The sequence below is a fragment of the Pseudoalteromonas sp. MMG022 genome (assembly GCF_021654245.1).
In the GTDB taxonomy this organism is placed as follows: Bacteria; Pseudomonadota; Gammaproteobacteria; order Enterobacterales; family Alteromonadaceae; genus Pseudoalteromonas; species Pseudoalteromonas amylolytica.
Map to the genome: position 1 here is coordinate 199674 of NZ_JAKFZQ010000004.1, position 24433 is coordinate 224106.

The 24433-nt window shown below is 41.0% G+C and carries 22 protein-coding genes; 19 read left to right on the top strand and 3 right to left on the bottom strand.

What is annotated here, in order from left to right; all coding sequences use genetic code 11:
- The first annotated feature begins 132 nt into the window (after positions 1 to 132).
- The 14 genes from L1070_RS05330 (at position 133) to L1070_RS05395 (ending at position 15377) form a co-directional block, all read left to right on the top strand.
- Positions 133 to 2730, top strand: coding sequence for an SLBB domain-containing protein (locus L1070_RS05330; protein WP_237124745.1), 2598 nt, complete (start codon positions 133 to 135; stop codon positions 2728 to 2730).
- Positions 2731 to 3000: 270 nt separating this feature from the next.
- Entirely contained in the window at positions 3001 to 4770 is a 1770-nt protein-coding gene (locus tag L1070_RS05335) for a hypothetical protein (RefSeq protein ID WP_237124746.1), read from the top strand.
- A gap of 82 nt (positions 4771 to 4852) precedes the next feature.
- Positions 4853 to 5560 carry a thioredoxin domain-containing protein gene (locus L1070_RS05340; protein WP_237124747.1) on the top strand — a complete coding sequence of 236 codons (708 nt, stop codon included), beginning with the start codon at positions 4853 to 4855 and terminating at the stop codon, positions 5558 to 5560.
- Positions 5561 to 5768: 208 nt separating this feature from the next.
- A complete protein-coding gene (gene gspG / locus L1070_RS05345) occupies positions 5769 to 6173 on the top strand; it encodes a type II secretion system major pseudopilin GspG (RefSeq protein ID WP_070983230.1) in 405 nt (134 codons plus the stop codon).
- Positions 6154 to 7821 carry a GspE/PulE family protein gene (locus L1070_RS05350; RefSeq protein WP_237124748.1) on the top strand — a complete coding sequence of 556 codons (1668 nt, stop codon included), beginning with the start codon at positions 6154 to 6156 and terminating at the stop codon, positions 7819 to 7821. Before gspG ends, L1070_RS05350 begins: the two co-directional genes overlap by 20 nt.
- Positions 7818 to 9008: a type II secretion system F family protein gene (locus L1070_RS05355; protein ID WP_237124749.1), complete on the top strand. Its 1191-nt coding sequence runs from the start codon at positions 7818 to 7820 to the stop codon at positions 9006 to 9008. Before L1070_RS05350 ends, L1070_RS05355 begins: the two co-directional genes overlap by 4 nt.
- Positions 8992 to 9495 carry a type II secretion system protein gene (locus tag L1070_RS05360; RefSeq protein ID WP_237124750.1) on the top strand — a complete coding sequence of 168 codons (504 nt, stop codon included), beginning with the start codon at positions 8992 to 8994 and terminating at the stop codon, positions 9493 to 9495. The genes L1070_RS05355 and L1070_RS05360 overlap by 17 nt, the downstream gene beginning before the upstream one ends.
- Entirely contained in the window at positions 9476 to 9901 is a 426-nt protein-coding gene (locus L1070_RS05365) for a prepilin-type N-terminal cleavage/methylation domain-containing protein (RefSeq protein WP_070983234.1), read from the top strand. Before L1070_RS05360 ends, L1070_RS05365 begins: the two co-directional genes overlap by 20 nt.
- Positions 9891 to 10571 carry a prepilin-type N-terminal cleavage/methylation domain-containing protein gene (locus L1070_RS05370; protein WP_237124751.1) on the top strand — a complete coding sequence of 227 codons (681 nt, stop codon included), beginning with the start codon at positions 9891 to 9893 and terminating at the stop codon, positions 10569 to 10571. Before L1070_RS05365 ends, L1070_RS05370 begins: the two co-directional genes overlap by 11 nt.
- Positions 10564 to 11403 (top strand): type II secretion system protein GspK, encoded by an 840-nt coding sequence (locus tag L1070_RS20405; RefSeq protein WP_237124752.1) that lies wholly within the window; start codon positions 10564 to 10566, stop codon positions 11401 to 11403. Before L1070_RS05370 ends, L1070_RS20405 begins: the two co-directional genes overlap by 8 nt.
- A 6-nt stretch (positions 11404 to 11409) precedes the next feature.
- A complete protein-coding gene (locus tag L1070_RS05380; RefSeq protein WP_237124753.1) occupies positions 11410 to 12363 on the top strand; it encodes a hypothetical protein in 954 nt (317 codons plus the stop codon).
- Positions 12360 to 12902: a hypothetical protein gene (locus tag L1070_RS05385; RefSeq protein ID WP_237124754.1), complete on the top strand. Its 543-nt coding sequence runs from the start codon at positions 12360 to 12362 to the stop codon at positions 12900 to 12902. The genes L1070_RS05380 and L1070_RS05385 overlap by 4 nt, the downstream gene beginning before the upstream one ends.
- On the top strand, positions 12899 to 13378 hold the full coding sequence (locus L1070_RS05390) for a hypothetical protein (protein ID WP_070983239.1): 480 nt from the start codon (positions 12899 to 12901) through the stop codon (positions 13376 to 13378). Before L1070_RS05385 ends, L1070_RS05390 begins: the two co-directional genes overlap by 4 nt.
- 40 nt (positions 13379 to 13418) lie before the next feature.
- Entirely contained in the window at positions 13419 to 15377 is a 1959-nt protein-coding gene (locus L1070_RS05395) for a secretin N-terminal domain-containing protein (protein ID WP_170829095.1), read from the top strand.
- Between the two features lie 293 nt (positions 15378 to 15670).
- On the opposite strand, the gene L1070_RS05400 is transcribed toward L1070_RS05395, so the two are convergent.
- From L1070_RS05400 to L1070_RS05410, 3 genes are all read right to left on the bottom strand, one after another.
- Positions 15671 to 16960, bottom strand: coding sequence for a hypothetical protein (locus L1070_RS05400; RefSeq protein ID WP_237124755.1), 1290 nt, complete (start codon positions 16958 to 16960; stop codon positions 15671 to 15673).
- 4 nt (positions 16961 to 16964) lie between these two features.
- Entirely contained in the window at positions 16965 to 17678 is a 714-nt protein-coding gene (locus L1070_RS05405) for a WecB/TagA/CpsF family glycosyltransferase (RefSeq protein ID WP_237124756.1), read from the bottom strand.
- Between the two features lie 312 nt (positions 17679 to 17990).
- Positions 17991 to 18899: a Wzz/FepE/Etk N-terminal domain-containing protein gene (locus L1070_RS05410; RefSeq protein WP_237124757.1), complete on the bottom strand. Its 909-nt coding sequence runs from the start codon at positions 18897 to 18899 to the stop codon at positions 17991 to 17993.
- A gap of 476 nt (positions 18900 to 19375) precedes the next feature.
- On the opposite strand from L1070_RS05410, the gene wecA reads away from it, so the two are divergent.
- The 5 genes from wecA (at position 19376) to L1070_RS05435 (ending at position 24432) form a co-directional block, all read left to right on the top strand.
- On the top strand, positions 19376 to 20422 hold the full coding sequence (gene wecA / locus L1070_RS05415) for a UDP-N-acetylglucosamine--undecaprenyl-phosphate N-acetylglucosaminephosphotransferase (protein WP_070983244.1): 1047 nt from the start codon (positions 19376 to 19378) through the stop codon (positions 20420 to 20422).
- 14 nt (positions 20423 to 20436) lie between these two features.
- Positions 20437 to 21621 (top strand): nucleotide sugar dehydrogenase, encoded by a 1185-nt coding sequence (locus tag L1070_RS05420; RefSeq protein ID WP_237124758.1) that lies wholly within the window; start codon positions 20437 to 20439, stop codon positions 21619 to 21621.
- Positions 21622 to 21827: 206 nt separating this feature from the next.
- A complete protein-coding gene (gene rfaH, locus L1070_RS05425; protein ID WP_237124759.1) occupies positions 21828 to 22304 on the top strand; it encodes a transcription/translation regulatory transformer protein RfaH in 477 nt (158 codons plus the stop codon).
- A gap of 565 nt (positions 22305 to 22869) precedes the next feature.
- Positions 22870 to 23985, top strand: a complete 1116-nt coding sequence (locus tag L1070_RS05430; protein WP_237124760.1) for a polysaccharide export protein — start codon at positions 22870 to 22872, stop codon at positions 23983 to 23985.
- A 12-nt stretch (positions 23986 to 23997) separates the two neighbouring features.
- Positions 23998 to 24432: a low molecular weight protein-tyrosine-phosphatase gene (locus L1070_RS05435; protein WP_237124761.1), complete on the top strand. Its 435-nt coding sequence runs from the start codon at positions 23998 to 24000 to the stop codon at positions 24430 to 24432.
- Position 24433: the final 1 nt, after the last annotated feature.

The window sequence follows — 24433 nt, forward strand, 5'->3', positions numbered from 1 at the left end:
GATTCAATGTCGTGCATTTTTTAATGTTTTTAATTAGTGTAGAATTGCCGCTAATTTTGATTTATTTTCTGGAAAATAACTTATATGGGACTTCGACTCATTGGATTTTTGGTCTTTTGCTCAGTGTTTTTTATGAGCAAATCCATCGCTGTACAACTTTCTCCAAAGCAACTAGCTTACATTAAAAGCCTTTCTGCCAGTGAAAAAAAAGAATTGGCTAAACAGTATGGGGTCAGTGTGGATGATTTAAATTCCAATCGCTTACCAAAGAAGAAAAAGAATCCTTTAGAAGAGTTGGAAGAGGATACTTTGGGTGACCCAAATCAAGAGCGACTGCCAGAGCAAGAAAAAGAAGAGGAAGAAGAACTCAAGTTATTTGGCTACGACTTGTTTGAAAAGAAAAATGTCGAGCAAGGAATGAACTTGCCGGCGCAAGCTGCGCCGGGTGATTATCCAATGAATATTGGTGATTATTTGATAGTTAGTTTCTATGGCAAACTAGACATCACGCATGAAGTTCAAGTAAATGGTGAGGGACAGTTACTGATCCCAGGTTTATCACCAGTAAATGTGTTGGGATTAACGTTAAACGAAGTGAAGTCCCTGATCCTATCCAAAGTGAAGCAAGAGGTCATTGGTGGTGAAGCGATTGTCACCACAGGTGAATTACAACCAATTAGAGTCACGATTGCTGGTGAAGTTAAAAAACCAGGTATCTATACGCTACCTGCATTGACGAACATTACGCAAGCACTTAACTACGCAGACGGCATTACAGAATTAGGCTCCCTAAGAAACATACAGCAAAAACGTAAAGGGGAGCAGGTATCTAACCTTGACTTATACGACCTGCTATTAACAGGCGATAACTCGGCTGACACAATCTTACGCAATGGCGACGTGGTGTTTGTGCCATCAATTGAGAAGCGTGTTACCGTTGACGGTGCTATCAATAGGCCCGCAATCTATGAGCTGAAAAGTGGTGAACATTTACAGGACCTGCTAAAAATCGGCGGAGGGGTTGCTGCGGGTGGTTCAAAGCAAAACATTACAGTACTTAGATATACTCAACAGAACAGAAAAACAGTGCTGTCGGTTGATTTAAGCCGCAATGGTGATGCGCAGTTACATGATGGCGATGAGATAAAAATCCCGACCATCTCAAGTGAGCTGGAAAAGGCGGTCACACTGATCGGTGCAGTAACGCATCCAGGGCCTAGGCAGTGGCGTGTAGGTCTTAAATTGTCTGATATTTTAGCATCTTTGAAAAGTGACTTGTTGCCGATTTCCGATAAAAACTACGCTCTAATAATAAGGGAAGAAAAGGAAGACTCTGACAAATTTGTGCTTCAGTTTTCACCAAAGAGTATCGTAGCAGGAACGTCTGATCTTGAGTTGCTTTCTGGGGACCAAGTCGTCTTTTTTAGCCGCTTTGAGAGTGCAATAGAAGAAGTTAATGAACTAAAGCGTTTTGCATATGTTGCCGACGAAGTACTTGAAATGGAGAAGAATAGGCTTCTCGAGGAGTATAAGCGTGAACAGTTCTTTGAATCTATCGGTAGAGAGAGTTTGCTTTCATCGACAAGTACAGAAAAGTCTCAACCGTTAACGACAAGAGAAATTTTGCAAGGTAAGTCTCAGGAAGTTTCTGAAAATAATTATTCCTTGTATAGTAGACAGCGATTACTGCGCCCCATTATCCGAGAGCTAAACAGACAAGGCTCACCAGACGGAGCTGCGCCTGTTGTGAGTGTAAATGGCGAGGTGCGCTACCCAGGGCTATACCCTTTGCCTGCTAACGCCAATATTCCTGGCTTACTTGAGGCAGCAGGGGGGCTTAAAGAGTCGGCTTACCCTGAAAAAATCGAAGTTTCGCGTCTGGCGTATGAAGATGGCGTTGAGGGAATTCGTCATATTGAATTGAATCTTAAGAAATTGACTGGTAACTTTAAAGTTAACAGCAAAGACGTTATTTCTGTATTTTCAAAGCCGAAGTGGCAAGATTCTTCAAAGATAAACATTGTTGGAGAAGTAAGGTTTCCTGGCAGCTATACCCTTTCTGCTGGAGAGACACTTAACGATGTAATTGAACGAGCCGGCGGATTGACAGACTACGCTTTTGAGGGCGGAGCGGTTTTTACTAGAGAATATCTACGCGAACAAGAGCAAGAGTTGTTAAAAGATTTGTCTAAAACGTTACGCGCGGACTTGGCATCTTCAAGTTTCCAAAAGTCTGTTAGTAGCGCGAATCTTTCTTATGAAGATATGGATAACTTAATTAACGATATTTCGCAGCAAGAAGCACTTGGGCGAATGGTTATTGACTTGCCTAAGGTAATAGATAACGAGCAAGTTATATTATTAAGAAATGGTGATACACTATTTATCCCTAAAAAAGTGGATACAGTATCAGTGGTTGGGGAAGTTAACGTATCTACTTCAATGCAATACGACCCAACGATGACACTTGAAGACTATTTGAATAGTAGCGGTGGATTAAAACAAAAAGCGGATGCTGATAGTATTTACATTATAAAAGCCAATGGTATGGTTGAAAAAACATCTGGAAGCTCTTGGTTTGCGGTTTCTGCCGAAAACCAGATCAAACCGGGTGATACAATTGTGGTACCATTGGATTACGAACATGTTGATAATCTAACCCTATGGAGCAAGGCAACGCAGATCCTTTATCAGATGGGTGTAGCGGTTGCAGCGTTGAATGCATTGTAGTGTTTAATAAATGTACAAAAGACATTCGAACAGGATAGAATTTTAAATTATTCTGATAAATTATTAACTTTGTAGAAATTTTAATTTATGATGGGACTTGAATTAAATAGTAGTTCTTATCATAATGTGGGAGCCTAGATTTGATGCTACATGTTATTGCAGTGTCGGTCGGGCCCTTTAAATTATTTAACGTTTTGCTTACTCTGGTATTCAGAGTGTGTAAATTTTAACTGAAAACATAAAGTGTCCACCGGATACATGGAGATAAAAATGAAGCGTTTTAATAAAGTCGCTTTAATTCCTGCTGCAGTTGCCGCTGTATTAGCAGGTAATGCATATGCAGGTACTGAAGCTTGTTTCGAAGTTTACAAAAGCAGTGCTCTTGTAAACCATGATACTATCTACGCTGGTGCAGCGTGTGTTGCTGAAGCAAGCCGTACAGGTGCTGCAGCTGACAACCTACAAGCAACTGACGAAGTAGCTATCGCATACGAATTGACTGGCGATCTGGCTGTTGATTTTAATGACATCGATGGTGATGCTGCTCAACCTGGAACTGAGACTGACGATGACCAACACATCGTTTACATCCCAACGACTGATATCCCAGGTGGTACTAAAATCACTATCGCTTTAACAGGTGCTACTTTCAACGGTAACTCTAACCAGATCCACCTTCTTAAAGACGATGGCACTGGTATTGAAGCAGTTGCATCTTCGGATGGTACAGTTGACACAGCTTCAACTATCACGTTCCTAACCAAAGCTGGTATCACAATCGGTGCTGGTACACGTCTAGTATTCTCTCGCTCTTCTACAGCTGCTACTGAAATCGGTATCAAGATTGCTAACACTACTTGTACTGACACAGACCAAGCTTCTCAATCTGTAACTATCGCTGCAACTTCAGCGGTAACGGATGGTGGTACTGGTTATAACATCCAAGGTGCAGTTTCTAACGCACAGAAAGTTGCTGATATCTCTCCACAGTTCTACCCGCTATACGCTGGTACTACTGCTGAAGTTCAAGTTAACGCTGAGAGCTCAAACTCTGAAGGCACTGCAATCGTAGCGCGTACTCAGTTTGTATACAATGCAGATGCAACTAACCGTTTAGTAGCGACTAGCTCACAAGCTATCTACAAAACTGGTTACTACAACCGTGCATCACTTCTTGATCAAGCAATCACTTTAGATGCTGATGATCACGTTGAAACTGCATTTGTATCGTCTTCTGAGCCAGGTGCAAACGTTAAAATGCGTCTATACAACGGCCGTACAGCTGCAACTGGCGTATTAGACACAGCTGTAGAAGTTCAAACAGGTACAACTCCTGGTGCATTCGGTTTGACTCAAGGTGCTGCTACTGTATACAACACAGAAGCGGTAACTCTGTTCACTGAATCAGATGGTGCTGGTGACGTTGAAACTAACCCAATGACTGCTGCTCCTCTATTAGGTGCTGCTTACAACGAAATGTTCTATGTTGTTGAAAATAACCCAACTGACGGCATCATGAACTTCAACTACGACGTGACTACTCACTACACGCTTGACTTCGGTACAGCTGGTGAGCTTGATCACTGTGCAGATAACAAAGTTACTCACGAAGTAGGTGTTAACGGTGCGGTTCTTAAAGTTCCTTACGTAGTTAACAGCGAAGGTAACTTCGTACGTATCACTAACGAGCACGATGAGTCTGCAGAAGTAACTGTTGACGTATTCAGTGAATCAGCTGATGGTAACGACGGTCAGCGTAAAGTAACAGCTGTAGAGCTTGGTTCAGTTCCTGCTAAGTCTTCAGTAGTTTACTTCGTACCTACACTTATCTCAGAAGCTGTTAGCCAGAAGCAATATGAAGGTGCTGACGGTGGTTACGGTGACCTAGGTTCAAACGCTTCTTTCAGCCCGAACCGTCACTCAGTAACATTCACTGTTACTGCGCCTAAGAACTCAGTACACGGCGTTTCTGTACAGAAAGTTGTTGGCCGTTCTGACCGCGTAATGCCAGTTCTTGACCAAAACGACTGGTCACAGTAATTATTACTTAATTACTAACTTTTAAGTTTGAAAACCCTCGCTTTGCGAGGGTTTTTTTATCTCTTTAAATTGAGGACCTTTAATGAAAAACTGGATACTGCCAATTGCTTTATCATCGGTGTTGGCTGGGTGTAACACAACTCAGCAGGCAGAATTGGATGAATTAAGAGCTGAGGTTGAACAACTTAAGAGTGTTCAGCAACAGGTCGCAGTGAGGGTGGGTTTGGCAGAGTTAGTTAAACCTGAAACCCTTCCTCTATCACAAGAGGGCAAATGGATAGGTGATAAGTCAAATGACGTTGTCGTGATCGAATATACAGATCTTCACTGTCCATTTTGCAAAAAATTTCAGCAAGAAATTTGGCCTGAATTCAAAAAGCAATATGTGGATACAGGTGAAGCAGCTGTATTAGCTAGAGAATTACCTTTGAGCAAGTTACACCCAAAAGCAGGTTATGCAGCGGTATTTTTGCGTTGTACAAATCAACAAGGGCAGTATGAGCAAGTCAAAGATAAGTTGTTTGAGATCGGTAATTCAATCACTCAAGAAACGACTGCTGAAGTTGCGCAGGAGTTTAACTTAGATGAGCAAAAACTCACAACTTGCTTAGCAGATACATCAGTTCATGAAGCCGTTGGCCGCTCAATTTCAGATGCTCAGCTATTGGGGATTGGTGGTACGCCTTCGTTTGTGGTTGGCAGACAAAAAGATGGAATGCTAGTTGACTATCAAGTTATAGTGGGCGGTAGTTTGGAGAAATTAGGTGCTGCGATTAAGGCACTTAAGTAACACGCCAATAGTTCAAAATAATACCGTTGTATGTTAGATTGCAACGGTATTAATACTGCACTTGGAATACATTCAGCTTGGCAGTATTATCGCTTACTAATTTTTGTACCTAGGATATAAGTTTTATCTGAACTTACGCTAGTCTTTGTAGTCCTAGGCGGACAGTAAATTTCAATTTTAACAATATCGCATTATTATGAGCTTTCACATGAAGAAGTTAAGAACTAATAAGGGCTTTACGCTTGTAGAGTTATTAATTGTAATGGTAATACTTGGCCTACTGGCTTCAGTTGTGGCGCCTCGTATGTTTAGTAAGGTCAGCACAGCTAGAGAAGGGACAGCCAAAGCGCAAATGCAAGTATTATCCACCGCTTTGGACTCGTACCGATTAGACATAGGCTACTATCCAAAAGAGCTGAATGAATTACTACAAAGCAACCACCAAATGTGGGACGGTCCGTATTTTCCTAAACAAATTCCGAACGACCCGTGGGGTAACCCGTATAGCTACAAAGCCATTAGTGAAGATGGCACAGAGAAATTTGAGCTAAAGAGCTTGGGGAGAGATGGTAAACCTGGCGGTGAAGGTGAAGATGCAGACGTGGAACTCTAAAGTTCATGCATATATTGCACAAAAGCAAATATTAAACCATGACAGATTGCAGCAACTAGCTGATTTTGAAAAAGACGAGCAATCCAACTTAGAACTGATTTTGTTAAATTCAGGTTGGATTGATGAGGACCAGCTGCGAGATATGTATTGCCAGCTTTTAAACTGCGGTACGTGGGAGCAAGGGCTAGATACATCTAAAGAGTTTATTGAGCACTTAAAATCAACCAATGTTGAGTTGTTGTTAGCCCATAACATGGTGCCTGTGTTTATTGATAGTACACAAATTGATATCGCTTTCTCAAACCCTCATGGTAAAGAAGCGCTCGATTACTTGCGTTTTATTCCACAAAACAAAAGATTCTTTGCAGTTTCTGCCAAAGAACTGGAATTACTAGGCGAACAATGTAGAGCGCTACTTAGCGATGTACCAGATGTGCCCATTTCCACGGATAATCTCAGTGCGCTTAAAGAGCTTGCGCTTGGTGCTCCGACGGTTAACTTGGTTAATAGCCTTATTAATAAAGGGGTTAAGCTGGGAGCATCCGACTTACATATTGAGCCTGTCAATGGCAAATATCGCGCTAGATATCGAATAGACGGTATATTAAAAGAGGCGGACCCAATACCTCATAACTTACAGTTGGCCGTTATTTCAAGAATTAAAATTTTGTCGGGAATGGACATCGCTGAGAAAAGGCGACCTCAAGATGGCAAAATCGAGATGAAAGCCGGTACTACGGACTTGGATATTCGATGCTCAACACTGCCTCTTGGAATGGGCGAAAGTGTTGTTATGCGTTTTCTCATTAAAAACGCAGTTAAGTTTGACTTGAAAAGGCTTGGTTATTCTGAAGACTTAGTAGAAAAAATAAATCAGGATTTAAAAAGAACATCAGGTGTTATTCTGATGACAGGGCCCACGGGCTCGGGTAAAACGACTTCTCTTTACTCTTTTTTAAACCAAATAAATCGTCCGGATATTAAAATCGTTACGTTAGAAGACCCGATTGAGTATCAGCTACCAGGTATAAACCAAGTACAAGTGAACGCTGAAATTGGCTATGACTTCTCAGCGGGTTTGCGCAGCATTGTTCGTCAAGACCCTGATGTTATCATGGTGGGTGAAATAAGAGACAATGAAACGGCCAAAATCGCTTTGCAATCAGCGTTAACTGGGCACCTAGTGTTTAGCACGGTGCATACCAATGATGCACCATCGGCATATACACGTTTAATGGACTTGGGCATACAAGAGTATCTGCTAAATGCGGGCTTAGTCTCAATCATGGCTCAGCGATTAGCTCGAACTTTGTGTGAACATTGCAAGCAGCCGCTTAGCGAACTTGAAACGCAGGATTTATACGATAAGTACGCGTTATCTGAGTTGACCGCAGGTGAAATTGCGCCGCTCTATCAAACTGTAGGCTGTGAGAAGTGTGAGAATACTGGCTATTCTGGTCGAGTGGCATTTTTAGAGTACCTGCCATGTGATGGGGACGTTAAAAAGCTCGCAAAAGATGAGCGCCTGCTAGATAACCTATATGAACTGATGCGTGAGAAAAAGCTACGCTCTCTCAAACAGGATGGCTTTTTGAAGGCGGTAACTGGGCAAACAACCATTGAAGAAGTCTTGAGGGTAGCTGGGTGAGTCAGGTATTTAAATACAAGGCTTGTAATGCCAGTGGTGAAGTTGAACGGGGTGAGATCACTGCTGAAAATGAGGCAGCAGCGCATAGCGCACTGACGTCAAGAAACTTGTTAATTCTAGAGCTTAAGCAAGATAGCGCGCGAGCCATACGTAAAAGAGTATCCTTAAATGAACTTGAGCAGTCAACGAGTCAGTTATCAACTTTGTTGCATAATGGTCTGCGTGTTGATAAAGCCCTGGAAGTTTTAGCGCAATCAAACAGAAACTCAGCTCTAGGACAAGTTTGGTCTTTGGTATTGAATGAGATTAAGCAAGGGGCTGTGCTTAGCGATGCCTTGGCGAGCCGGCCTGATATCTTTTCTACTTTGTATATCGAAATGGTACGAATCGGTGAAGCAACGGGCAATCTACCACAAGTTTTTGCGAGGCTTAGTCAAAACCTTGAGTTTCAGAGCGCGCTGCGCAGTAAGGTGATTCAAGCCTCAACATACCCGCTGTTTATTTTGGTCGTATGCCTTACTGCTATTTGGGCTATTTTTAACTTTGTTATTCCTAGTATGTCATCCATGTTTGACAATGGTGCTGCGGTACCACAGTACACACAGTTGTTGTTGGATATGTCGAGCTGGGTGCAAAACTATCAAGTGCACTTATTGGTCAGCATATTGTTAGCTGGGGTTGGGCTATATAGTGCGCTGCAAAAAGCTTCGTTAAGGAGTGCTTTATTTGCTAGCGTTATAAAATTTCCCATCGTAAAGCAAATAGTCAATCACTCAGATCGCATTAAATTCTCGACAGCACTGCAGTTGACGCTGGAAAGTGGAGTGAGCTTGTCAGACAGCTTGGAGCTGGCTATGCAGACCGTTGCAAACCCCAATTTACAGACAAAATTAGGTAAAGTCGCAACCGTTGTCAGTAGTGGCGGAGTGCTTAGCCATGAACTTAAACACTTGGGGCTGTATGATGAGGTTGCAGTTTCACTTGTTACGGTAGGTGAGGAAAGTGGTAGTCTTGCAAGCTCTTTTAACGAGATTGCTAAACGTTCGCGGAACAGTTTTGAAAGTTGGCTGACAAAATTTACAGCACTGTTAGAACCTTTACTCATTCTCATAATGGGTGGTGTTGTTGGGTCGGTTGTTATTATCATGCTACTTAGTATAGTGTCTATGAATGATGTCTCCTTCTAAGTATTCTGGCTTTACACTCGTAGAGCTTTTAATTGTGATAGTGTTAATCGGTTTAACCAGCTCTGTAGTACTACCTAATATGTGGAAGCAGTTTGAGCAAGTAAAACGTTACTCCGAAAAGCAGCAGCTGACGTCTTTGCTGCATTATGCCAAACAATACGCGGTGTATTCAGGCAAGAGGCTGGAGATTAAAGTCGCTGAAAACTCAATCGAAGTGCGAGAAGTCAAAATCTCGGCTCAGCAAAACATACCTCAAAACACAGAGATTGCACCTAAGGCTTTCGATGAGTTTATAAATACACCAAAGCAAGACAGCGAAAATGAGCAAGATGTGGAAGGTGTCAAACCCTTAAAGCTTATCTCATTTGCTTATATCGGTTTTGAGAAAGAGGCAACTGTTGAAGTATCATCAAAAACTTACTTTCTTGATAAGAGTATCACCTTTGTCCATATGAATAGCCAGCAACGTGAAACCATTCAGTTTTAATAATCAAAAGGGCATGACCCTGATAGAGGTATTGATCGCATCAGTGATCTTGTTTATCTCTATTAGTGCTATTAGCTATGTATCCAAAGCAATGCTGCTTAATGAAATGCGTCTATCCAGAGCAACTGAACGTGCTTTTGTTTTTGAGTATATTCAAGATGAGGTAAGTTATCGCTTCGAATACGAGCGACAGCGCGAGGGGGAATATCAATTTGCGGGCTCTACCTATTTTTGGCAGGTAGAGGTGTTATCGGAAAAACCTGTGATGACAGAACTCGCTGCGGATGGAGAAAGCTCAGTTGCCAACGGCACGATGGTTCTATATGCAACTTCTGTCTTTTCTCAGTTGTCACCAAGCCCTAAGAAAATAGCAGAGTTTAAGAGTGTGTATTGGCGTGAACAATGATAAAGCAAAGGGTTTCACCCTAGTTGAAGTTTTGATCGCAATGACGATTTTTTCTATGGTCATAGCTCTAGCAGTAATGAGTTATCGCTTTTCATTGCAGCAGCTTACCAAAGAGCAGACGAATCATAATGTTGAACAACTCTCTAAAGTAAAACTCGTAAACCGTGCGATTCGCGCAGCGACTCCTTACGGTTACCGCAAGGAACTGAGAGAGAACGTGCCTTTTTTTGTAGGTACTCGTAACAGCTTTAGCTTTGTCAATCGTTCACCCATACTTATCTCTTCACCTGTAAGCATTGCGACTTTGTATCTAAGTGGGAAAGAAATACGCTACTGTGAGGCTCCTTTTGGCTCCGTTTCATTAGAGCGCTATCGTTTTAACCGTGACGACTGTGAGCAACACCTGACCTTTATGAGCGTTAGCAAAGCTAACTTTGAATATTATGCTTGGAAAGATTGGCTGGAACTGAGCAATTATTATTCCCCCTACTTTAATATTGCAACAAAACCTAAGCCGCGTTGGAGCGCAAACTTTGATGCATCAGAGCGTCGTATTATGCCAATTTTTGTCAGGCTAAATGTAAGCCAAGAAACCAAAGAGCAAGAGGAACAGCTTATATACAAGTTGATGCGTGTACCTCCTTCATTGTTTGGAGTTTCCAGTGAGTAACTATCCATCAAAAAATCAAGGCGCAGCACTGTTGCTGGTATTAATGATTGCCGCGGTGATGGCGAGTATCATGATCTATATGTCTGAAAAAGGCGCTAATTCAGCTCGAATGGCTAACCTGATCAAACAACATAGTCAAGCTAAGCTAAGAGTAGATAGCGCACAAGCAGAATTAATCAACGAACTGATGACCTCATCACTTGGTATTCTTGGGCCAAATGGTAGTTACAATGGTATTAAGCCTGAAAACCCATCGGTAACAAATTTTGTCGGTGAGCCAATTAACCGAGATATGCTAACCGTTACAGTCCAAGACGTGAGTGGTTTAGTGTCAATATCTCCTATGAACGAAAAAGCGTTTGAAAGACTACTCAGACACTATGGGGCATCATCGGGCGATGTGATCCGGATTAAAGACCGAGTTGATGATTGGCAAGATGCAGACGGCTTACGCCGAATTGAGGGAGCCGAAAAAGGGGACTATCTGCAAACTTACTTGCCGGCCAATACTGATATACAGATGATCGAGGAACTCAGATACATCCTTGAAAACGACAGCCTATATGAACAGATTCAGCCTTTCTTAATGGTTGGTAGCTACCCTGATATTGTTCGACAATTTACACCTAAATCTTTATACTCTGCGTTTGGTTTTGAGGGTAAGGTATCGGAACAAAGTAATGTTGAAGGCGTCGAAAGCCAGCTATCCAGTGGTAAACTTTTAATTCAAATTTCTCACAACGAAGCAGTAATGTACTCAAAGCGGTTCATCTTTGAAAGAGGGATTGGTTTTCGACCATATTTTATAAGTAATGAGCAAATAGTGGACTAGTTCATAATGTTGGCTAATCGAAATATAAACGACGCATCTGAGTACGTGGTGCATAAAAGGTTCTTTTTGAATCGTCACAAAGAGCTCGTAGAAGTGCAAAAAAATGCGCCAAAAATAAAGCTCGCTGAAGCGTGTGTTATTGATCGAGATTTATTCTGGGCGACCACAAGGCACTACCCAAAGTCATCTCTCAAAGAGGTCTTCAATATTGTTAAAGCACAAAGCAAAGAATTGCCACCTTTCGAGGGGATGTTTTTATGGCGCGCTAGAAACTTGGGGGCTGCACAATTCAGCATCGATTATTTCGTTATCCCAAAAGAGAACTTTGAACTGATCCCTGACTCATGTCAGTTTGTGTTACCCCTTTATAACGATACCGATGAGCAAACACAGTGGCCACTGACATTGTCTTATGCTAGTGATGACTCTCATGATCTCAAAAAGGCCCCGATTCCTTGGCTAGATTTGATTGGGTTAAGAATCACCAGAGAGAAAACTAAGTCACAGCAACGCTTGTCAACAACTCGATTGATGTATGGCTTGCTGGCAACAGGTGTATTTACCGTTGCTACTCTATCTGGTTATATTTATTGGACCCAAATGAATTTACAGTCGGCGAAGACGCAGAACCAAGTGCTGGTTAATGAGTCTTTGGAGATGCGCCAAAAGTATAATCGTGAGGTTACATCTGTTACTCAGTTGCAGACATTTTTGCAGCAGAACCCGAATGTTCTAGCTCGGCTCGCACGTCTTAATTTGAACTCGCAAGGTGTCATTTTTGACAGAGTGACAGTGAACCCTAAAGGAGTTGAGCTTCGAGGCGTGACAGATCAATCAGCTACGGATTTGCTAAAACAAATTGTTGCGTCAGATGTAATAAAAGAAGCGAAATTCTCAGGTCCGGTAGTGAAACAGAAAACGGGCGGAGAAGGCTTTACAATTGAAGTGGAGTGGCTGTGAACTCAAGAGAAGAAATACTAAAAAAGTGGGGGGGCGCAGCGATTGCTCTGCTTGTGTCGCTGGAGTTTGTTGTGTTCCCTTGGCTGGATTGGGTTGAACACTCAAAAAACGAAATTCTCAACGCTCGTACATTTGCAGCAAAACAAAATAATGTCGCTAGCCAGTATGCAGATATAGAAAGCAAATTGGCTGAATTGAAAGAGCAAACTGCACTTTATGCTCAGTTACCAACACTGGAGAAAAATCAGGATCCAGCCTTGCTTTGGCTTGAAGTGGTTGATGCAGCTATTGCGAGAGTGGAAGCCACGGTTAAAAATAAAGCGCCACAACGTGCTGTTGTGGTCAATGACGATTACTCTGCGTTTACGGGCAGAATAAGTGCTTCGGGTGAATATAATAAAATTCTTAATCTACTGGATGAGTTGGAGAATATTTCACAAGGGAATCGTGTAAGGCAAGTATCTCTTAATCAGCATCGTGCGAAGCGCGGAGAAGTGACAGCCAATATTGAATTTGTGAGGGTGTACAGAACAAAATGAAAAACCTTCTAATTTTATTTGGTGTGGTGATCGCCGCACTGTGCTGGATGGCACACGTAGTGATTTCATCCTACCCAGATGTTAATGACAAAGAAGTGGCACTGGCGGATATTTCTATTAAGCAGGATATGCCGCTTGATATAACCGCATTATCTAAGAATTTAGGTGTTGAGTTTATTGCTCTGGATGCAAAAGAAGTTGATTTTCCTCAATTCTTAGAAGCAAAGTTCTCATTAAATGCGATATACACGTCGGGTGATCTTGCGGTAGCAAGAGTGAAAGTGAGCCAAAGTAACAGCAATGAAATACTGAATCTTCGAGCGGGTGACACCTTGTATCAATACCAAGTAGTAAAGATTGACGTGAACAGCATAACACTGTCGACAAATGATAAAAATACAGAAGCTGTTCAGTTGAAAATGTTCAAGCCTCTAACAGTGTCAATCAAGACACCTGAGACTAATGGAGAAGTTTAGAATGATTTTAAAGCCTTCGAAGAAAGCTTGCTTGGCGCTTATGTCAATAATATTGGTTTCAGGCTGTGCCAGTAAAACAGGTCTACGAGATAAAGATTTACAGATAGAAAAATCATTGCTGAGTAAAAAGCAGTCTCAGGCGAGTACGCCTGTTGAAAAGCAAGAGCAGGTAAGTGCGGTCAGAGATTTTCGCGAGGTGCAAGTTGAAGATTGGGGGGGCATTACCCGTCTGAAGGAAGAGGCGAAAATAGCTCCTAAATTAGAAGGGCCTGCGATCACATTTTCTGCGGATGAAATGCCAGTAAAAGAGTTTGCCAATAAAGTATTTCAAGAGTTATTGGGTATCAATTACGTTATGTCTCCGCAGCTGTCTGCCTCAAAGGATACCATTACTTTAAACCTCTCTTCAGAGATTGCACGTCCAGAGTTCTATCGCGTAGCGATGAAAGCGTTGGAAGAAAGCGGTGTAACAAGTTACAGAAAAGACGAGATCCTCTACTTGTCGAAGTCATCTGGAGCAGCTCAAAAGAATTCAATCGCTGTAGGAATAGGTAATAAGGCAGAAGACGTGCCCGATGTCGCTGGTTCAATTACCCATATTGTGCCTTATATCTATAGTAGCAGCAGAAACGTCTCAAGTATTTTAAGCAAGCTTTCTACCGCGAAAGTAACAATTAACTCGATGCAAAAGCTAATTGTGCTTGAGGGTGAGAGAGCCGAAATCGCTCGTGCAATTAAAATTATCAATATGTTGGATGTACCAAGAGCATTTGGCAGAGAGATCCGTTTATTTGAATTTGCGCATATTTCGCCAGTAGAAGGCATAGAGCAAATCGACAAGTTATTACAAGAAGATGGTTTAGAAATCTCAAAGCAGGGTGATGTTTCTTTTGTTCCTTTGCCACGCATCAATTCGTTTGTAGCTTATGCAACTAACCAAGAAACTATTGAAAGAATAGGTTTTTGGGCAAGAAAAATCGATGTGCCTTTAGCGGGAGATGAAAGACAGTACTTTATCTACAAACCTAAATATGCAAAAGCAGATGATATGCGAGAAGCACTCTCAGTGTTGCTGCAAGGGCGCTCTCAAGGTGGTAGTAGTTCAGATGGTGCCGAGAAAAAGTCAACAAGTGCTAAAAGCTCAAATGTGCAGTTTAGTTTAGACAAGCAACAAAATGCATTGATTTTCTATACAGATAAAGATGAATATCGCTTAATTGAGTCATTGTTGAAGAAAATGGATGTACTACCAGGTCAGGTGATCTTAGATGTAACTATTTTAGAAATCACTCTGACGGATGAAATGTCTTCGGGCATCAAGTGGCTGTACAACCAAACAGGTGCAACGGGCAGTGATTCATTAACCCTAGATGCAGCTACAGGTGCGTTATTTGGCCAAGTTATTTCAGGTGATTGGAAAGCAGAATTTAACTGGAATGACGCAATTGGAGATGCGCGAGTATTATCACGACCGTATTTCATTGTTAGAGATGGGGAATCGGCGACGTTAAGCTCTGGCGATCAGATCCCTATCATCACACAGACGGTTGAGAACATTGGAAACAACAACTCGGTGTCAAACTCAATACAGTATCGTTCTACTGGTGTAAACGTATCGATCACACCGATTATCAACTCACAAGGTGTTGTAACACTCTCAGTGTCAATGTCAGTGAGTGATGGTAAACCAAATAAATTGGGCGTCTCGTCTCCAACCATTACCAACCGCTCAATTACGACTGAGGTGCTCTCTGGTGATGGGCAAACGGTTGCCTTGGGTGGCCTTATCCAAGAGAAGAAGAGTGACTTCGTCCAAGGGGTTCCTGGGTTAAGTGAACTGCCAGTATTGGGGAATTTATTTAAAGCCAAAGAAGACTCGATGCAAAGAACAGAGTTGATGATGCTAATCACAACAAAAGTGGTCAAAAATGAATCTGAGGTGGATGAATTTGGCGAAGCGATTTCTGAGCTATACAGCGCGCCTATCATAATTAAATAGTAACAGTAGTTGTACTAGCTCAGACTTGATCTGACAGTTACCCGTTTTTCAATCGGTGACTGTCAGTTTAGATTTGAGCTAAATTCTTCTCAGCTGTTAACACCACGCGATTCTGTCGTAATCGCTAATTCTGCTTATGGAAGCGAAGTAAAACCTTGTCAGTGCTGTATCGACCTCCACGAGTAAAGGTTTTACGGACATTGTTGTCGATAGTACCGACTTGAAGTGTACGGTAACGGACAATGACACACACGCAAACATCACGCAAGTAAAGGTCGGACGTGGCTACGCGTTTAGGCAGTACACGTTTCACCCTTCGTTTTAGATGGTAATACACTCGCTAATTTAGACCTATTTAGGTATTCAAGGTACGCCATCAATGCGACAACAAAGGCAGACCATATTGCTGAACGGTAGGCGTCCATAGGGGTGCCTGTAAAGCCATAAAGTATCGAAGATGCTATAGCAATATGACATGCAATACTTAGCTGTAAATGCTTAAAGCCTAAAGTCTCTACATTTCTTCTTGATGCAAAGCATATTCGTAGTGAATAAAAGTAGAAAGTTAGGAACAAAAGTGTAATGGCAATTAACCCAAATAGACCGTATCGGAATAAATAATCCAGAAATGTATTTTCTATAATTAGACCCTTTAAAGCATTAGGGGAGCCAGAGTACCAATATGTTAGCCCTTCCTCTACTGCGACAATTATTTGGTTTTTCCTTGTTGATGTAGAACCATCCATTTCTCCGTTGCTTATCAGTTCTAGAAAGCGGCTGATGTATTCCAAGTTTAAATCTAACTTTATGAACGCAAGTACTGCTATAGATATAAAAAATAATTTAAGAGTTAGAAGTTTTTTAGCAATGCCCAAATTTAATATGACTGAAATTAAAGTGAAGTAAATCGCAATTAATGCCGTTGCTAAATAGCCCGTTTTAGATTGAGATAGAAAAATCGCTAAAAATATCAATACAATGAGTATTACTGAGGTCTTCTTTTGCTCCCCTATGAGAAATTCAAGAATATAGTATGCAAGGTAAAAAGTTAATACGTAGCAAGTGATATAAACCCAGTCGAAACTGCCTGAGGCTCTGAACCCATATCCAGAATAAACTCTTTTAAAGCTGATGACTTTTAGAAAAGCTACATCGCCCAGTATAATTTGCAGTGCAATTAAGAGCAGTTGTAGAAGCAGCATCACGAAAAGCACATTACTGATCTTTTTAAGATCTGTAATCTTGAAATGGGCTTGAAGTAGTGAGAAAAATGAGAACGTATAAAAGAATAGCAACAGTGGCTTGATTAGTACTGCAAAATGAAACTCAGAGAACTTCTCCCAATTAGATGGAAAAGTTATAAGCATAGCGAGCAGGGGTAAAAGGTAAACATAAGAGATTGCAGGCACTAGCGGACGGGTTCTAGTGACGAGTATTCCTATAGCCAACACTGCAAACATAACGATGAAATAAAACTTTTGCATTACAGATGGAGTTATTGACGGAATGAAATACGTCGGCCAGTAGAATAGTAGAAATATACAAGCATAAGTAACAAACTGAGAAAAGCTAGTGCGCTGCATTGGCTTATCTCTTTGTGATCATGTTGTAAAGGTAGCAAACTACAAATTTAGGATATTGGCGAATTACTCTATCTCGTACATGCTTATGCATTACGACTCTTTGTAACCAACGCAATCCCAACTTTTTAATCATAGGATGATAGTAATCAGGTTTAATAGATGTCTGAGTTAAGAAGCCACCACAAGTAATAAACAGCATTGGCCGTGCAAGTGCCTTTTTGCCGTTTGCGCAAAAAGCCTCTTGATAAGGTGTTCCCATACCAACCAAAACAACGTCAATATCGTGCGCTTCAAGCTCATTATATACAGCGCTAGCGTCTTTAATATAACCATTGCGATGGTAGCAAATATTGATATTTGGATATTGCTGTCTTAATACCTCGACCGCTTTACAGTTCTCAGGCTCTGTCGCTCCAATCACAGCGAGATTCAGTTTGCTGTCACTTACATACTGTAGAAATGATCCGGCTATTGAACTGTAGTCGAAGCTGGCACGCGTTATTTTTGGCAAAAATAGGTTATGTAGCTTGCATAGCAATGCGCCATCAGAGAAAAAGTAATCAATACCATCGACAAGATCGTCGCGTTGCTGAAGTTCGTAATAAGAAAATGGGTTTACAAATGAAATTGCAACTGGTTTAGCGAAATTCAAAGCTTGCGTTCGGATATTTTCAAATTGCTCACCGGAGTGGATTTTCTTATTGAGTGATTTTTTCATAGTGACTTAAATAGCCTGCTGTCTGTCTGTAGTAAACTCATCAATGAAATGGCCATTGGTATTTTCTATTGCAACGTTTCTAGTGTGGCATGTGCCTTGGCTGATGGATTATGAAACACCCTGTTCTTACTACTTTGTAGCTACTCATGGTATTCAACTGTGCCATCAGAAAAACCATCGTTGACAATTATGAGCTCCCAATTATACGCTCCCAATTATCATAGCACTGAGGCCCTACACTCCTAACCGCACGTTTCGGGCTTTTTAAGCGATTGTGTGTGGGCATAAAGACAGTGGCTAGTGACAGTTGCTTCATTTATTTCTCGCGATGTAAAACCGAACTAGATAAATCATTGAAACAAACAAGCCACCAAGAAAGGTACAGATAATCACGATAAAAGCTCTTTTAGGGCCACTCTTTTCATCAGGAAAACTTGGTGGATCGATAGTTGTTAGAATGTATTCATCCTCGATTTCGGTCAGCATCTTTTGCTTCGTTTGCTCCTCTATCAAGCGATAAAAAACAACCTGCATATCAGAAACGTTAGTTTGTTCTAACTTATTATTTAAGTATTCGATACTTTTCTTTGCCTGATCAATATCGTAACGCTGCATAGTAGCGTTTAGCTCGACCACTAGCTGCTTGAGTATATCCTGAGCAATATAAGGGGAGTGATGTTCATACGATATGCTATATAGGCCGCTTTTTTCTTTATCAATTGTAAGCGAGTCTGTCAGCTTGATATATGCTTCCCAAAGTTGTTTGCTTTCTGTTAGGTTTATGAATTTATTGCTTTTATCGTCATATATTTCACTGTCTAGGTGTAGAGTGTTTGTTTCTGGTTCCCAATAATCGGATGCCAACAAAGGTACTCGCAAATCATTATCATCGATAAACTTGTATAGAAAGCTTTTACTCACCAGCTTGGCCAGTGCTACTTCCGTTTTAAATCCATTGTCATTTGTAGCTGAGATACCAGCAAGCGCAGCAAGACCACCCAGTTGCCCTCCCATGTCGCCGGAGTTACTTTTAAGGCTTTGAGTAGATGCCAGGATTGCTGTTGAACGATAAGTACTCGGTAAGCTTAACGCAAGTACAACACCCATAATAGCGCAGGCAAAGCTGATGCCTAATATTACTAATTTTGCTGACCACATGAACCGAACTAACTCGCCAAATTCTGGCGGCTCTTTACGCATGCTTAAAGTTGAGTTAGTCATTTAGGTAGACATCCCATAAATACAAAAGAAGCAGGATTATACAGAATTAAAAAAGATCAATAAACCTGATAATTGAAAGCAATACGATATGAAATGTTAACATAAGGTGATGGTATGTTTTTGCTTGTATATAAATAACAACGACAGTTTGTTTCTGTCGTATAGAGCTGGTTGGATTCTGAACGACTACAGCAATAACATGTTGCTCATTCTCGATGCTTTTTCAATAGTTATTTTTGGCTTAACAAATAATAACAACTAAACTGTTTTTTTTTACCTCATTTCCCAGTAAAACATGTGGTGGATTGAGGTTTTCATAGTGCACTCATAACTCTCATCAGATATAATGCAGAACTTTGAGTGAGACTTCGAGCATTGCTTTTGTATGTATATGCCTCGAGTGTAGTGGTTTTATTCGGTGGTTTAAATATTTTAACTTTAAGTGGAAGAATACATATGAAGTTGGGGAGTCTTTAATGGAGCTCATGTTAGCCTTGTTTTTCTCGTTTGCTATGACTTTAGCAACGATTGGCTTAGTGCGACCAGTGGCTATTCGATTCAACTTAGTCGATAAACCAAACGAAAGAAAAAAGCATGAAGGGAACATTCCTCTGATTGGTGGTATTGCTGTGTTCAGTAGTGTGCTGATCACTGCAAGTCTATTCTTCCCATTTAGTACAGAACTTGCCAGCTACTTATTTGCTTCTGGCCTGATGGTGATATTAGGCGTTATGGATGATAAACACGATCTAAGTGTTAGATTCAGAGTGTTTTTCCAGGTAGTAGTAGCATCGCTAATGATTTTCTCAGTGGATAGTTACATTCAAGACTTAGGTAACATCCTCTTTTTTGGCGACATCAATCTAGCTTGGTTTGGTGTGATATTCACCTATGTTGCAGTCATTGGTATGATCAATGCGTTTAATATGGTTGATGGCATTGATGGTTTGTTGGGTTCTATGGCAATCATCACGCTCACAGCTATTTCTATTCTCCTGTTCAATAGCGGTCAAACGAGCTTGATCTCAATCTTATTGGTTGTCTCGCTTGTTCCTTATCTGATTTTTAACTTAGGTGTATTTGGCACACAATTTAAAAAGATATTTATGGGTGATGCTGGTAGTATGTTTATTGGTTTCACTGTTGTGTGGCTACTTGTTACTAATACGCAAGGTGAAGTGAGTGCGTTCCGCCCTGTCACTGCTTTATGGGTAGTTGCTGTACCGTTGATGGATATGGCTGCAATTATTATTCGCCGCGTAAGAAAGGGTAAATCACCATTTAGTCCAGATAGAGACCATTTGCATCACATTTTTCTAAGAGCTGGCTTTACATCCAGACAAGCACTGTTTGTGATCTCTCTTATTGGTATTCTGTTTGCGGTTGTAGGCATTTTAGGTGAGCTTCTCGCTGTATCTGAATCCATCATGTTTTTCACCTTTTTAGGTATATTTTTCCTCTATAATTACGCCATTTTACACGTTTGGCGATTATTGAAGTGGTATAGAAAGCGTAAAGCTTGAAGATTCTACAACGCATGCAAAATGGAACACCTTTAAACATTACGGTTGTTGGCACCGGTTATGTAGGTTTATCTAATGCAATCTTATTCGCCCAGAATAACAAAGTCATTGCGTTAGATATCGTAAAAGAAAAGGTCGATATGCTAAACAGCGGCCTTTCTCCGATAGAAGATAAAGATGTTTCAGACTTCCTAGCACGAAGAGATCTTCATTTAACAGCGACAACGGATAAAAAGCTGGCATATGAAAGCGCTGAAATTATCGTTATCGCAACGCCTACTGACTATGACCCAGAGACTAACTACTTTGATACATCGTCTGTTGAGGCAGTAATTAAAGATGTGATGGAATTTGCACCTTCTGCGTCTGTGTTCATTAAATCAACTGTTCCTGTAGGTTATACAAAGAGTATCAGAGAAAAGTTTGGCATAGAGAACCTGACTTTTTCTCCCGAGTTTTTGCGTGAAGGAAAGGCACTTTATGACAATTTATATCCTTCTAGGGTGATTGTTGGTGGAGAGTGTGAACGAGCTAAGCAGTTTGCTGAGTTGTTGGTGCAAGGCGCTAAAAAAGAAGATATTCCAGTTTTATTTACGGATTCAACTGAAGCTGAAGCGATCAAACTGTTCTCGAATACCTATTTGGCCATGCGTGTTGCTTACTTCAATGAGTTAGACAGCTATGCAGAGACACATGGTTTATGCAGCCGCCAAATTATTGAAGGAGTAGGCTTAGACCCTCGCATAGGTAACCATTACAATAACCCTTCATTCGGCTATGGTGGTTACTGTTTACCTAAAGATACTAAGCAGCTTTTGGCCAATTATAAAGATGTGCCAAATAACATGATTGCGGCCATTGTAGAGGCAAACACTACACGCAAAGATTTCATTGCAAACTCAATTCTTGCTAAAAACCCTGAAGTGGTTGGAATATATAGGCTAGTCATGAAGTCTGGCTCGGATAATTTTAGGGCTTCTGCGATACAAGGGATAATGAAACGAATTAAAGCTAAGGGCGTAGCTGTTATTGTGTATGAACCTAGCTTTGCTGGGGGGCACTTCTATCATTCAGAAGTAGTTAAATCATTAGATGTGCTGAAAGAGCGCAGTGATATTATTATTTCAAATAGAATGGTGGATGAGCTGATGGACGTACAAGATAAAGTCTACACCAGAGATATCTTTAGGTGTGATTAACAATAGAAGCAGTTGCTGTTTAGTAATTTAGTTACTAGGTTTGTTGACTTAAATGGGATGGTTGGACCGCTCACCACTGGAGGTGGTTGGCCCAAATGCTTGTAAAGTAAAGTGTCAATTGACCTTTAAGCCTATGGACACTCAATATGATTCACGTATAATTGGCACCATTATTTGGAACCGTATACTTAACAATGGATTGTTGCATGGAACGCTGGTATTTACTCTATTGCAAGCCTAAACAAGAAGCTAGGGCTCAGGCAAATCTGTCCAATCAAGGGATAGAGTGTTGTTACCCCAAATACACAAAACGGAAAACTGCTAATTCTCCATTAATTGAGCAGCCGTTGTTTCCTCGTTATCTTTTTGTAAAGCTTGATCCATATTCTGTTCATTTTTCTGCGGTAAAATACACGCGCGGTATTTCAGACTTCGTCCGTTATGGAACTAAACTTCAAGTCGTTCCAGATGGGCTGGTTGAGCAATTTAAGCAGCATAATACACCTGAACTCGACTGTGAAATAACACAAGGTGATATTGTTCAAATTTCAGAAGGTTACTACAAAGATTTGCTTGCCATTTACCATCAGCCTGAAGGTGATATTCGCAGTGTGTTATTGATTAAACTACTCAACCAGCACGCGCAAGTTGTTGTGGATAATGGCTCTTTCAAGAAGATATAATCTGTATATCGGGTTGCAAACTGCTGAGTAAGTTCATGAATATTTCAAATATAATGGTAGCTGGGGGTAGCTTTATATTCGCTGATCCAGGTTTTATATGGATTTTTTGGTTAGTAAGCAATCACTAGGGTGTTGTTTTTTTACACCAGTTTTGTATTTTTGTGTGCATAAAAAGCGGTAATCAATATAGATATTAAAAAATAGATGTTGCATCGATTGCAACATAGGTTGAGAAGTAAGATCAACCACTTATCAGCAATTAGGAGCTGTGACCTAAGGGCGGAAGCGTGCCTGAAAACAGTATAACTGAATCTGAGCCATAAATTCATCTACTATCGTTAGGCTGAATTTTTTAAATTTTAAATATAGTAAGTTGAAAACGGCCTACGTATGCGTCTTTTTAGTTGTACTTGAACTCATGAATACCGACTTTTTAGAGAGCAGGCTAAATAGTGTGCTTACTTGCGATTAACACTAGTGCGTGGTTTAATTAGCCATCAAAAAAAGGTGTTGCTGATATTTTGTTCGGTAACAATAATTAAGAATACATTATTGGGAAGATACAATGGCGCAAAGCTGTAAAACGATCATTGCCTCTACATTACTACTAGCAATGAGTGGATGTACATTAGTACCTGGCGGTCATTTTGAAGGAATTGGGTCTGGCGAACAAACTGCGAACCTTGAGCGCGATCTAGAAAAGGTAAATATTCACATCATTGATTCTCAGCTTGTTCAAGAGCATAAGATAAAAAGAACCAATCAAATTGATCGTTCATCACTTGCAGGTATTGATGTTTCAAATTATGAGTATCGTTTGGGTGTTGGTGACGTTATTACCATTGGTGTGTGGGATCACCCTGAACTTACTATTCCTGCTGCAGTACAAAGAACCGCAGAATTTGACGGTTTTAGAGTGCAAGCAGATGGTACGATTAACTTTGCTTATGCGCCAAAAGTTCCAGCAGCAGGCCGCACAGTAAATGAGCTTCGCAACGACCTTGCTAAAAGGCTGAGTCGTGTTATTGAAGAGCCACAGATAGACGTGAAAGTTGTAGGTTTCAAGAGCCAGAAAGCCTACGTTACTGGTGAGGTGACCAAACCCGGTGTCTATCCAATCACAGAAACGCCAGTAACGTTAATTGACGCAATTAATCATGCTGGTGGTTTAACTGAGAGTGCAGATTGGGAAACAGTAACATTTACGCATGGCAGCAAAACAGAAGTAATCCAGCTTGATGACTTTTACTCTGAGGGGGATATCTCCCAAAACCGTTTGCTACAAGATGGTGACATTGTGCACATAAGCCGTAATGACAAGCGTAATGTCTATGTTTTAGGTGACGTTATTAAAGCTGGTAAAGTAGACGTCAACCGTTATGGGTTGAGTTTAGCTGAGGCGTTAACTGATGTGGGTGGCTTCAATGAGCGTACAGCCGATGCAAATGGGGTGTTTGTACTGCGTAAGCGCGATTTACAAAAAGATGGTGTACTTGCAGACGTATATCAGTTACATGCCAATAATGTGGCATCATTAGTGTTGGCTGAGCAGTTTGAATTGGAACCACAAGACATCGTTTATGTAACCAGTGCACCGCTTGCACGTTGGAATAAAGTGATTAGTTTGCTATTGCCTTCACTATCAACAGTGGATGCAATTCAAGATATAGAAAATCAGTAATTGTGAGAGCTCATGTTTGATAGCGTTTTAATGGTCTGCGCTGGCAATATTTGTCGCAGTCCTACAGCAGAATACCTGCTGAAAAGTAAATTGGCAGGTAAAAATGTAAAAGTATCATCGGCCGGTTTAACTGCTTTAGAGGGAAAATCAGCCGACGCGATTGCGCAAGAGCTGGCTAAAGAACAAGGAGTCGACATGAGCGAGCATCAAGGTCGTCAGTTAGGCGCTACCTTGGTCTCACAAAACAGTCTTATTTTAGTAATGGAACACAGACATCTAGAGGACCTGTGTAACCGTTACCCTCAAGCTCGTGGCAAAACGTTTTTGCTTGGCAAATGGATTGGAGACAAAGAAATTCCAGACCCATATCGCCAATCCAGAGAGGCGTTTGCACACGTTTATGAGCTTATCGAAAGCGCCTGCGGCGCTTGGCAAAAGTATTTATAAG